The sequence below is a fragment of the Flavilitoribacter nigricans DSM 23189 = NBRC 102662 genome (genome assembly GCF_002646595.1).
Taxonomy (GTDB): domain Bacteria; phylum Bacteroidota; class Bacteroidia; order Chitinophagales; family Saprospiraceae; genus Flavilitoribacter; species Flavilitoribacter nigricans.
Genome location: NZ_PDUD01000001.1, coordinates 437,285 through 449,698, shown reverse-complemented (window position 1 = coordinate 449,698; position 12,414 = coordinate 437,285). Strand labels below are relative to the sequence as shown.

Genomic DNA, 12,414 nt, shown 5'->3' with positions numbered 1-12,414 from the left:
GTATAAATGAGTTTTAGAAGCACTTTGCGGGGGCGGGAATTTACCGTCACCCGCCTTCACCTCCCAACTTTTCAAGCCATGCGCAACTTTTTCGCCGTTCTCAGTACGAGTCTGTTATTTCTAACGCTTCAGACCCGACCGGCCGTCGGCCAAAATCCCCGCGATACCCTCAATCTGAAAAATGTAGTCGTAATTCTGGCCGATGACCACATGATGAAGGTAACCGGAGCCTACGGCAATGACATTATCCGCACGCCAAATATTGATAAACTGTCGGAGCAGGGGATTACTTTCGACAGAGCGTATTGCAACGCTCCGATCTGTTCAGCTTCCCGGGCTTCCTTGCTGACTGGAAAATATCCACACGCCACCGGCGTCAATCTTTTGTTTACACCCTTCCCGGACGATGGAAATGTAACCATTGCAGAACATCTGCAGGAGCAGTCTTTTTCTACGGCCTTGTTTGGAAAATCTCATTTCAATAACTGGATCTGGCAGGAGCTCTACGAAAACGGATTACCTGATCATGGCTTCGATACCCTGGTACAGGCCGAAGAATACCGCCAGTGGCTGGCCCGGCAGGATTCCCTGCCGCTGCCGGATGTGGAATATTACAATCGCCAAGGCACGCGGGACAATGTAGCGGAATGGATGAACTGGCGCGGATTGCCGCATCCGGTATACGATGAACAGAGTGAGGGCACTTTCTATGCGCAACAGGCCGTGGAGTTTATGAAAAACCAGGGCGAAAAGCCCTTCTTTGTCTGGCTGGCCTTCAAGGAACCCCATCATCCGTATTACTTTCCGATCGAATACGCCGGGAAATATCGGCCCGAACGGATGTTCATGCCAATCGGTAGCCCGGAAGATGATCGTTGGGTGCCGGAAAAATTTCGAGATCTTTCGGAGGCAGAACGACGGGGCATCATCGCATCTTACTACAACTCCACTGAATATATGGACAAAAACGTCGGTTTGGTGCTGAAGGGGCTGGAAGAACTCCAACTAGACACCAATACCGTAGTCCTTTACATCAGTGACAACGGCTATTTGCTGAACGATCACAAGCGGTTCGAAAAGCACACCATGTGGGAGGAAGCGGTTCACCAGCCGATGATCCTGCGCCTCGGAAAAAACTTCCGGGCCGGAGAACGCGAAGATGCGCTCGTGGAATACATCGATGTCGTGCCGACCTTACTGGAACTCATCGCGCAAGACCCGATTGCGGAAGTCCAGGGGAAAAGCCTGATACCGGTGATCGATCAGGAGCGGGATCGGCACCGACCCTATACCTTTTCCGAATACCTGGAAGACAATATGGCCATGATCTGTACCGACCAGTGGAAGTATATGTTCACCACCGGACGCCGGGACCTGGGCATCGGCTACCAGACCGGATATGGTCCTTCGGGGATTGATCAACGGCTTTATCACCTGTCGGACGATCCGCGGGAAACCAAAAACCTGGCCAAAGATCCGGATTACGCGGAGTTATTGGAAAAAATGCAACAGTGGATGCTGGACACCTTTATGCGTACCCATCCGGATGCCGATCATTGCCCGGAAGGATTAAGCCTGCTGGGCAAACTGGTCTGGTTTTGTGAACCCCGCGACATCGGAGCGGACCAATCGTTACGAGATTTTCCCTATCGGGTATTCCGCGAATAAAAAGCCTGGATGGCAGTGGAAGGGCTATTGCCAATCAGGAATTAAACTTGGAATTAAAGTGCCTTTAGGCACAAAATGTAGGTAGCAAAATGATTATTTCCCGGCTTAGCGTGCCGTAGGTACGCCATGTCAAACCATATTGCGTACCTACGGCACGCTGAACCTCCCGAATGATTGGACGGTCTACCTATATCTCGTCCCTACGGGACTTTTAACTCCTGATTCGCATGACTAATGCCAGGGAGCAGAGCCTAACCGAAGAGCGAGCTATCCATACATGAAAAAAAGTAACTCGTCGAAAATACCTGTCGGACCGCACCGGATTCCCCAGATTTAGGGAAAAAAATGAAAGCCATCACGTATACGCAGTACGGCTCTCCGGATGTACTGGAATTTCAGGAAGTACCCGTTCCCCAGCCCAAAGCAGGTGAAGTTTTAATTAAAGTGGCTGCGGCCTCCATGAACGACTGGGATCTCGGACTGGTAACGGGCAAACCCTACATCATCCGGGTAGTAACGGGAGGTTTACGCAAGCCCCAGGTACCGATTCCGGGAGTCGACGTAGCCGGCGTGGTGGAAGCGGTTGGTGAAAACGTGAAACGCTTCGAAGTTGGAGACGCCGTTTTCGGTGATCTGTCGGAAAGTGGTTTTGGGGCCTTTGCCGAATACGTCTGTGCGGATGAAAAGGCTCTGATCAATATGCCGGAAGGAATGAGTTTTGAGGATGCGGCTGCACTTCCCCACGCCGGTATGCTTGCCTGGCAGGGTCTAATGGAAAAGGGGGGCTTAAAGTCCGGACAGAAGATCCTCATCAATGGAGCCGGCGGTGGGGTCGGCACCCAGGGCATCCAGATGGCGCGGCTTTACGATGTTCATGTCACCGGTGTGGATAGCGCCGGAAAACTCGATATGCTCCGGGAAATGGGCTTCGATGAGGTCATCGATTACCGGCAGAAAGACTTTACAACCGATCTGAATACCTACGACCTTATCCTGGACGTAAAATCCAATCGATCCATTGCCCACTACGCCCGGGCGTTGAAACCCAACGGTCGCTACATCACTGTGGGAGGTGCTATGAGCCGTATCCTGCAGATTACGCTGCTGGGACCGTGGTTCGCCCAGTTCCTGAAGAAACGCCTCGAAGTACTAAGTCTTCAACCTAACAAAAATCTGGCGGAGATCCGCGAACTCTACGAAACCGGCAAACTGAAACCCTTGATCGACCGCGTTTATCCGCTAAGTGAAGTTCCGATGGCCCTGCAACGGTTTGCCGGGGCCGAACACCACGGAAAGATCATCATTAAAATGTGATACTCCCGGAAAGGGACAGATCTTTACCTTTTTATTAGTTTTAGGCAAATTTTCCAAAGCACTATCCATGCCTGCTGAACAGAAAACCCGACGTCTCGCCGCCATTATGTTTACGGATATAGTGGGCTATACCGCTATTATGCAACAGGATGAGGCCCGGGCAACGGCGCTGCGCGTCCGCCACCGTGATGTATTTGAACAACAACACCGGACCTATAACGGAGAGATCTTACAGTATTTCGGGGATGGTTCGCTGAGCATTTTTCAAAGCGGTGTCGAAGCGGTTTCCTGCGCGATCGCTATTCAGAAAGCCCTGAGCGCCGAACCGGCCGTTCCTTTACGGGTCGGCCTGCATGTAGGCGATATCGTTTACGACGGCACGGAAATTTACGGAGACAGCGTTAATGTAGCTTCCCGCATCGAGAGCATGGGTGTGGCCGGTGCCATTCTGATTTCAGGTAACCTGGACCACGAACTGAAGAATCATCCACACATCAGCACGGTATCCCTCGGTCATTTCGAATTTAAAAATGTGGACAATCCTCTGGAAGTGTTTGCCGTTTCGAACCGCGGCATCATCGTACCGGAGCGGTCGGCGCTCAAAGGAAAGCAGAAGCAGCCGAGTAAATCCATTGCGGTACTGCCGTTCGTGAATATGAGCGCCCGGGAGGAAAATGAATATTTCAGCGATGGCATGACCGAGGAGATCATCAATGCGCTGACCAAGATCAAAAATCTGAAGGTTACGTCCCGGACGTCGTCCTTTTTCTTTAAGGGAAAGAATATTCCCATCCCCGAGATTGGTCGGGAACTCAATGTTTCCACGGTGCTCGAGGGTAGTATTCGCCTGGCCGGCAATCGCATGCGTATCACCGCCCAGTTGATCGACGTGGCGGAAGATTACCACTTCTGGTCCGAAACTTTTGATCGCTCCCTGGACGATATTTTTGCCGTGCAGGATGAGATCAGTTTGTTGATCGCGGATAAGCTGCGGGAACAGATCGGTCACCTGGATATCGAGGATCATCTCGTGGAGGCTCCCAAAGTTTCGGTGGACGGCTACAAACGCTACCTGAAAGGCCATTATCATCTGCTGAAAATGACCAAAGCGGATCTGGACGAAGGACTGGCGATCATGGAGGAAATTCTGGAGGAACAACCGGATTTTGCTCTGGCCCATCTGGGCATGCACCAGGGCTATACTATGCTGGGATCCATCGGACTGATACCCGCGGAAGAAGGATTCGCCAAGGGAAAACCTCATCTGGAAAAAGCGATTGAACTGGAACCCGACCTGCCCGAATGCCAGTTGAACCTGGCCTGGATCAGTTTCCTGCAGGACTGGGATCTGGAAGCTACCTACCTACATCTCAATAAAGTACAGGAGATCCGGCCCATCGTCGATTATTACCAGTCGATGGCGTCCATCCTGGTGGCCGAAAAGAAATTTGCTGCGGCCCACCATTATATCGATATCGCAATGCAGATGGATCCCTTCTCGGAGATCAATTTTCACCTGAAAGGTTTTATCCATTATTGCGAAGAGCAGTTTGAAACGGCCATCACTTGCTTTGAGAAAGGCCTGGCCCTGAATCCCGGCTTCCAGGTTTCCATGCTGTATTGGGGATGTGCGCTGATCGGCCTGGACCGAAAAAAGGACTGTCTGGAATTCTACCGAAAGCTACCCGAAGATAATGGAGACGATCTGCTCAAACTGGGCGGAATGACTATCGCCCACGCAGCTCTCGGCAATGAAGCTGAAGTCAGTAGTGGCATCAAACGACTGGAAGCGGCTTTGAGTACGAGCCTGCTCGAAAGGGCGATGAATATCCTCATCTTTTGCCGGGCCGTGCAGGGCAATCACGATGTGGTGCTCAACCTTCTGGAGCAGGCGGTCAATTATCACCTGCCCCTGATCGTTTACCTCTACGCCGATCCCATGCTCAAACCCCTGTGGCCGGATCCGCGTTTCCAGCAATTGATGAAGCAGGTGCTGGGCGAAGCGACCAGTTTTGATCTACCCGACCGGAAGTATAAAAAAATGCTCTTCAGCCGGGAAGAAATGGAGCAGTACTCCCGGAAACTGGAAGCTTTGATGGCGGAAAAACAGCCTTATCTAGATCCCAATCTCAGTTTGCGTAGCCTGGCTGAATTACTGGACCTGCCGCCCAACCACATGTCCCAGTTGCTCAACGAGGGCTTCGACCAGAATTTTTCCGAATATATCAATTCCTATCGGCTGGAAGCCTTCAAGACCAAAGTGGCCGATCCCGCTTTTCAGCATCTCACCCTCCTGGGCCTTGCCTACGAATGTGGATTTAACTCCAAAACCGTCTTCAATACCTTTTTCAAAAAGTCGATGGGGAAGACTCCGCGGGCCTACTGGAAGGAAGTGGTAAAGCAACAGCAGGAAGGAGCGTAGTACTTTGGATAATGGGTAAGTGACAAACCGAACGTTCGCAATTCGTTCGGAATTTTAAATCCGAACGATTGCCGTACCGTATGCCCATAGCTTTGTAGTATCAGAATTGCAGAAAACCTTTTAATCAACTACAAAGCACACAAATTATGAATACGGCAAAAATGCAAGCGATCGTCCTCACCAAATACGGTTCACCCAGCAATCTGCAGTTGCAGGAAGTCGCGGTGCCCACTCCCAAAGAAAATGAGATCCTGATCCGGGTAATTGCCTCTACGGTTACCAAAGCGGATACGATGATGCGTCGTGCCGACCCCTTCATCAGTCGTTTTTTCCTTGGATTTTTCAAACCTAAAAATCCGGTTACCGGTACGGGTTTTGCCGGCAAGGTGGTAGCCACGGGAACTGGAGTCACCCATTTTGCGATCGGTGATGAAGTATTCGGAGAAACCGGCGTCCAGTTTGGTGCCAATGCCGAATACATCAGTCTGGCGGAAGATGCGGTCGTACTGAAAAAACCGGCCGGCATTCCTTTTGAAGAAGCCGCCACGATCACCGACGGACCACTGACTTCCATCAATTTCCTGAAAAATCTGGCGAAACTACAGCCCGGACAAAAAGTGCTGATCAACGGCGCTTCGGGTAGCCTGGGAACCGCTGCGGTACAGATCGCCAAACACTACGGCGCCGTCGTGACCGGTGTAGCCAGTGGCAGAAATGCCGAACTGGTCCGTTCGCTCGGCGCGGATCATTTCATCGATTACACCACTACGGACTTTACTCAAGCCGGCCGGACTTACGATGTGATCTACGATACGATCGGTAACCGCACTTTTTCCGAAACCAAAGGCGTACTGGCGCCGACCGGTAGTTACATCTCTCCGGTGATGGGATTTCGGCTCTTCATCGATATGCTATTAACTTCCAGAGGGGACGGTAAAAAGGCCAAATTTTCCGCAACCGGTCTTTTATCCGCCGATGAGTTGAAGCCGCTCATCGCTGAGTTGCTGCAAATATTTGAGGCAGGCCATTTAAGATCCGTAGTAGACAAGCGCTACACCCTGGCCGATGCGCCCGAAGCCCACCGCTACGTCGATACCGGTCACAAGCGCGGAAACGTGGTACTGATGCTCGCGCCGAAAATGGCCGGCTGAGCTTCGTCCCACGCCCGGAATTCCGGGAACCATTTCCCCGGAGTCTTTCCCGGCATGACGGGTTTAAGCCCCTTAGAAATGGTTCCCGGCAGGTTAGACCTATTTCACCATTATTTTTTGACTCCGGATATGCCCGCCGGCCCGGAGGGTACAGAAATACAATCCGCTGGCTAATGACCGGCCGTTGATCTCTACTTCGTGCTTCCCGGCCGATTTACGTTCGGACAACAGCGTGCGGACCACTTTCCCTTCCACGTCCTGCAATTGTAATTCCACGTAGGCCGCACGGTCCAGTTCAAATGTGATCCGGGATTGCTCCGAAAAGGGATTCGGGGTATTCTGGAAAAGCCGGAAGGGTGCCGGCCCGTCCGGTCGCGGGTTGAAAAGACCCGTGGCGAGGGCGTTCTTACCGAACAGCGTGACCACACTGTAACCGGGCAGACTGATGGTCGCGTTACCGTCGGTAAAATCGGTGGTGGTCTCTTGCCAGTATTGCCCGTCACTCGAGGTAAAGCGGTCAAAGGTGATCGTTCCGTTTTCCAGTCCCGGAATACTGATCGTCCGCTCCTGGGAGCCGCTGTTAGTATTGATCAGCACCACGGTCACCGTACCGTCTGTTTCGTGGATATAGGCACTGCTCAGTACTTCTTCTTCGGTTTCGGCATTTGTACTCACCCGGTACGAACCGGGACGAATGTGGCGGAAAAAATGTTTGGCCCCGACGTACTTGGGAGAAGTGGCCTGGGTACCCTGGGAGGTCAGGGTGAAATCGGTAGCCTGACCGTTGTCGCCCGCACCGGAGAAGGTCCAGTACACCCAGGCGCTTTCCCGCCCGACGGTCAGCGCCTGATGAATGCGCAAGGCGGTGCCCCAGCCCCCGTTGCTGGGATAACCGGTAGTGGGGAACAACCACTGGTAGTTCTCGCCGGACGTTTCGGTCATCCAGCTCTTTTTATCGTAGGCCGTGAAGCCGGCAACATCCGCCGGAATGCCGGCGGCGGGGCTTTCGGACCAACCCTTCGCCCACCAGTCCCATAGTTTGGAGGCCGCGCCGGAAGAACTGACGCCGGAGCCGTCGTAACCGTGAATGCAAAAGAAATCGACGACCTCCAGCGCTTCCGGATCCGCCGCCAGGTTCTGGAGGTACTGCAGGTTTTTGTGGGTGGGATCATCCCCGCCACCGTATTGCCACATCCCGTAGGCATCACCGCCCAGCAGGTCTTCGGGGCCCATGATGCGGATATCCCGCAGGTCTTCGTATTGGTCAAATTCGGCGCGTACCGCCTTGATCGCAGCGATGTACTGGGACGAAAGCGGATAGGTGGCGCTGTTGTAATATTGCTCGAAATTCAGCTCATTCTGGATGCTGATCGCGTAGAAGCGCGCCCCGTAAAAGTTCTGAAAGCCACGGATGTAGGCCGCTGTACTGCGGGCAAACTGCTCAAGCGAACTGGTCGGACCGGTGCCGTCATTGAACACTTCCAACGGCGTATTCGATACATCCAGACGGCCGCCGGCGTAGTTGCCGCCCCAGATAAACGGCCAGGGCGTACCCTGGGCAGGACCGGGCCACCAGCTCTGATTCCAGCTATTGCCCGATGCAACTTTGACCCAGGGTAGGGGAGACCACATGGATCCGATGAGTTTAAAATCACCCAGCTCTTCTTTTTTGGCCAGTCCGGTGGTGATCGCCTGGTTTTCCCGGTAGGTGAAGTAGTTGACGTTGGCGTCGATATCCGGGCCCATGACGGCGATCGGGGCGTTCTCTCCTCCGAATTCGCGCGAATAGTCTTCCGGTCCGGTATAGGTGCGCACCCGGTTGCCTTCCGGTCCGCCCGGATTGTCCGGATCTTCAAAATTGAAAACACTGTTTACCGTGCTGCCCATAAACCAGGGGGAATATACCCGAATGTCGGAATAGGGCGATACCAGTTGCGGCGTGAGATCCACCCGGTAGATCGAGGCGCCGAGATCATCGTAATAGAGATCGAGCCACCAGCTTTGGTTGACCGCATCGTCGCCCTGGTGAGCTCCGAAACCGTCAATGATCTGTTGCTGATCATCGAGGGAGACCGTGATCGTTGATTGCGCCTGTAGATAAGCAATTTGGAAAAAGAGCAGCAGACAGGCGATTTGGAGGATTTTCATGATAATAGGTTTTAACGTTAAGCTTGAAAAATACCGGGCATATCCAACAAATAAAGCTTGATTTTAATGCATTTTCAACCGGACACCATAGGACGGTCCGCCCCTTAACACAATGCAGCATAGGGCAGGATGCATCCCCGGACGAAGCATCCTAAATTAGATGGAATGATGGTCGGGCTACGCGCAGTAATTCGGCTGGAAATCAAAAGTTTATGGGACCAAAGCTTAACACGGTACTCAGTCTGCTGCTTCTCGCTGCGGCTGGATGTACCCACCAACCTGCCGTATTTGAATTTTTGCCCGCCGAAAAAACGGGCATTACCTTTTCCAATGATATCACCACTACCGAGACCTTCAATGCCCTCAATTTTGAGTACATCTACAACGGTGGCGGGGTAGCGGCCGGAGACGTCAATAACGACGGGCTGATGGACCTGTACTTCACCGGTAACCAGGTCAGCAGCAAGCTGTTCCTGAATAAGGGTAATCTGCAGTTTGAGGATATCACCCTGCCCGCCGGAGTGGGTACGGACCGCTGGTGTACCGGGGTGGCCATGGCCGATGTAAACGATGACGGCCGGCTCGACATTTACGTTTCTGTAGCCGGCTACGAGGTAGCGGAAGCGGCTATGGAAAACCTTCTATTTATAAACGAAGGTCCGGGACAGGACGGTGTTCCGCAGTTTCGGGAAGCCGCCGTCGCTTACGGCCTTAACGATGCCGGCTACAGCACGCAGGCTGCCTTTCTGGATTACGACCTGGACGGCGACCTGGATCTGTACCTGTTGACCAACGCTTTGGAAAAATACAATCGCAACAATCTGGAACCCCGCCGTACGGCCGGGGAATCCAATAGTACGGACCGCCTTTATCGCAATAATGGAGATGGGACCTTTACCAATGTTTCCCAGGAAGCGGGGATCCTGATTGAAGGTTACGGCTTGGGCGTGAATGTGACCGACCTGAATTTTGACGGCTATCCGGATATCTACTGCGCCAACGATTTCCTGTCCAATGACCTGATCTGGATCAATCAGCGGGACGGCACCTTCAGCAATGCAGCGGGTCGTTATCTCAAGCACCAGACCCACAACGGTATGGGGGTGGATATTGCCGATTTCAACAACGACGGCCTGCCCGATATAACGGTACTGGACATGTTGCCGGAGGATAATTACCGCCAGAAAATGATGATCCCCAAGGTGAATTATGACAAATTTCAGATGAAGCGCGATCTGGGCTACCAGGATCAATACATGCGCAATACGGTGCAGCTCCATCAGGGATTTACGCCCGAAGGGGAAGCGCGTTTCAGTGAGATCGGTAATCTGCTGGGCATGGCGGCAACGGACTGGAGCTGGTCGGTACTCTACGCCGATTTCGATAATGATGGCTGGAAAGATGCCTACATCACCAACGGTTACCGCAAGGACGTGACCAATCTCGATTTCATCAATTACAGCAGTTACAACCAGATGTTCGGCTCGGTAGAAGCAAAAAAACAAAAAGCCGTCAGCGATCTGGAGAATATCGCCGAAGTGCGCGTTTCCAATTATCTTTTTCATAATCGCGGCGGACTGGCTTTCGAAAATGCCACCGCCGATTGGGGACTGGAAAGAGCTTCCTTTTCCAACGGAGCAGCCTACGTGGACCTGGATAATGACGGCGACCTTGAACTGGTCACCAACAATATCGATGCACCGGCTTTTATTATCGAGAACCGCTCCGTCAAAGCGGAAGGGAATCACTACCTGCAGATCGAGCTGACCGAAGACCGGCCCGATCTGAATGCACAGAACGCCAAGGTTCTGGTCTATACCGGTGACCGGAAACAATACCAGGAATACTCGCCCTACCGGGGTTTTAAATCCACGGTTACTAACATCCTGCATTTTGGCCTGGGTACGAATACCCAGGTGGACAGCATCGTGGTGCATTGGTCCAATGGGGTGAAAAACACGACATCGAATGTCGGAGCCGATCAGCGGATCAGTATCGCCTACGAAGACGCGCCCTCTCGACCCTTTCTGCGGGAGCAGCCGGCACCGTCCGGACCTGCATTTCGACCGGTAACCGCTGCTCTGGGCATTGATTATCGCCACAAAGACAACTTTCATACCGATCTGAAAACGACCCGGACCTTACCCCACGATCTGTCAAAAGCCGGTCCGGCCCTCGCCACGGCCGATATCAACGGCGACGGACTCGAAGACTTCTTTGTGGGAGGCAACCGCAATCAGAAAGGACGTTTTTACCTGCAATCCGCAGCGGGGAAGTTTATCGCCCGGGACTTTCCACTGGACAGTATGTATCAGGACGTAGATGCTCTGTTCCTGGATGTAGATCGCGATGGCGATCAGGACCTTTACGTGGTGAGCGGCGGCACCTTTGAAGTACAGAACATGGCGGCTTACCAGGATCGCTTGTACCTGAATGATGGTATGGGGCAATTCCAGCCCGCTCCGGACCGCCTGCCCGAGATCAGCGCTTCGGGCTCCTGTGTGCGCGCTTCGGATGTGGACGGCGACGGCGATCTTGATCTGTTCGTAGGTGGCCGTATCCAGCCGGGACGGTATCCGTATGCCTCCCGCAGTTATTTGCTTCGGAACGAGAGCGGTACTTTCCGGGATGTCACGCCGGATGCCCTGCGGGAACCGGGAATGGTGACGGATGCCCGCTGGACAGACATCGGCGGCGACCAGCTGGAAGAACTGGTGCTGGTTGGCGAGTGGATGCCCCTTACGGTATTTGGCAATGATAAGGGGCAGTTGGCACCCATGGCGCTCACCATCGATCAGGCCGCCAATCAGACCAATGGCTGGTGGATGCACCTCAATGCGGCCGACCTTGATCAGGATGGAGATACGGATTTCCTGCTTGGAAATATCGGATTGAACAGTAAACTACGGGCCAGCAAAGCAGAACCGGTGCGCTTGTACGCTAAAGATTTTGACGAAAACGGTGCGATCGATCCGCTTTTATCCTGCTATGTGCAGGGCCGGGAACACCTCATTCACGAGCGCGATCTGCTTATCGATCAGATACCGGGTATGAAGCGACGCTTTCCCGATTACGATAAATACGCTTCCGCCGGCATGGAATATACCTTTTCGGAAGAAGACCTCGAAGGGGCGCTGGTCAAAACCTGCTATGGATTCGCCTCCGTGGTGCTGGAAAATCTGGGGAACGGTCAATTTGTAACCCACGTATTACCCGCTTCCAGTCAGTTATCCCCGGTAATGGGGAGTGCACTGATCGACCTGGACGACAACGGTACCATTGACCTGCTTACGGCCGGCAATTTTCATGCGTCGGAAACCAATCAGATTGGCTGGTACGACGCTTCCTACGGCGACCTGCTGCTGCAACGGAACGCTTTTCAGTTTGAGCCGGTGTCTGCCCTGGGGGCGAGTCTGCAAATGGACGGCGATGTTCGGGGCCTGAAATCGCTCACCCTGGCCAATGGGGATCGCCTGTTTCTGGTCTCCAGTTACGGGAGCCCGCTGCAGGCCTATACTTTCGGAGTATCGAAAACGGCCGCTCCCCAATATTCCTATAATGATCACCATTGATTTATTTAGGCGGCTTGGTATTACGTCCACCTGAAATGAATGGCTTATCTGCTCTAACACGCGATGAAAACTGCGCACCGATTGAACTTCGGGTCAGCATTTGGCATTTGATCGGTGTAAGCAAACCTTTATTGAAGTT

The 12,414-nt window shown here is 53.1% G+C and carries 6 protein-coding genes; 5 read left to right on the top strand and 1 reads right to left on the bottom strand.

The genetic code is table 11. The annotated features are described in order from the left end of the window. The first annotated feature begins 6 nt into the window (after positions 1-6). From CRP01_RS01630 to CRP01_RS01615, 4 genes are all read left to right on the top strand, one after another. Positions 7-1,668: a sulfatase family protein gene (locus tag CRP01_RS01630; RefSeq protein WP_099148229.1), complete on the top strand. Its 1,662-nt coding sequence runs from the start codon at positions 7-9 to the stop codon at positions 1,666-1,668. A gap of 345 nt (positions 1,669-2,013) precedes the next feature. Beyond that, complete coding sequence (locus CRP01_RS01625; RefSeq protein ID WP_099148228.1) at positions 2,014-2,982, top strand: NAD(P)-dependent alcohol dehydrogenase; 969 nt, start codon at positions 2,014-2,016, stop codon at positions 2,980-2,982. A gap of 67 nt (positions 2,983-3,049) precedes the next feature. Further along, entirely contained in the window at positions 3,050-5,404 is a 2,355-nt protein-coding gene (locus CRP01_RS01620; protein WP_099148227.1) for a helix-turn-helix domain-containing protein, read from the top strand. 146 nt (positions 5,405-5,550) lie between these two features. Then, a complete protein-coding gene (locus tag CRP01_RS01615) occupies positions 5,551-6,555 on the top strand; it encodes an NAD(P)-dependent alcohol dehydrogenase (protein WP_222845635.1) in 1,005 nt (334 codons plus the stop codon). Between the two features lie 99 nt (positions 6,556-6,654). On the opposite strand, the gene CRP01_RS01610 is transcribed toward CRP01_RS01615, so the two are convergent. Further along, the gene (locus CRP01_RS01610; protein WP_099148226.1) at positions 6,655-8,703 is read right to left on the bottom strand and encodes a T9SS type A sorting domain-containing protein; all 2,049 of its coding nucleotides are present in this window, start codon (positions 8,701-8,703) and stop codon (positions 6,655-6,657) included. A 212-nt stretch (positions 8,704-8,915) separates the two neighbouring features. On the opposite strand from CRP01_RS01610, the gene CRP01_RS01605 reads away from it, so the two are divergent. Further along, positions 8,916-12,275 carry a VCBS repeat-containing protein gene (locus tag CRP01_RS01605; RefSeq protein ID WP_099148225.1) on the top strand — a complete coding sequence of 1,120 codons (3,360 nt, stop codon included), beginning with the start codon at positions 8,916-8,918 and terminating at the stop codon, positions 12,273-12,275. The last annotated feature ends 139 nt before the right edge of the window (positions 12,276-12,414 follow it).

Bases quoted from the DNA above. Each gene is read 5' to 3' on its own strand.
- CRP01_RS01610 (WP_099148226.1), bottom strand. From the start codon at position 8,703: ATGAAAATCCTCCAAATCGCCTGTCTGCTGCTCTTTTTCCAAATTGCT.
- CRP01_RS01625 (WP_099148228.1), top strand. From the start codon at position 2,014: ATGAAAGCCATCACGTATACGCAGTACGGCTCTCCGGATGTACTGGAA.
- CRP01_RS01630 (WP_099148229.1), top strand. From the start codon at position 7: ATGAGTTTTAGAAGCACTTTGCGGGGGCGGGAATTTACCGTCACCCGC.
- CRP01_RS01620 (WP_099148227.1), top strand. From the start codon at position 3,050: ATGCCTGCTGAACAGAAAACCCGACGTCTCGCCGCCATTATGTTTACG.
- CRP01_RS01605 (WP_099148225.1), top strand. From the start codon at position 8,916: ATGGGACCAAAGCTTAACACGGTACTCAGTCTGCTGCTTCTCGCTGCG.
- CRP01_RS01615 (WP_222845635.1), top strand. From the start codon at position 5,551: ATGAATACGGCAAAAATGCAAGCGATCGTCCTCACCAAATACGGTTCA.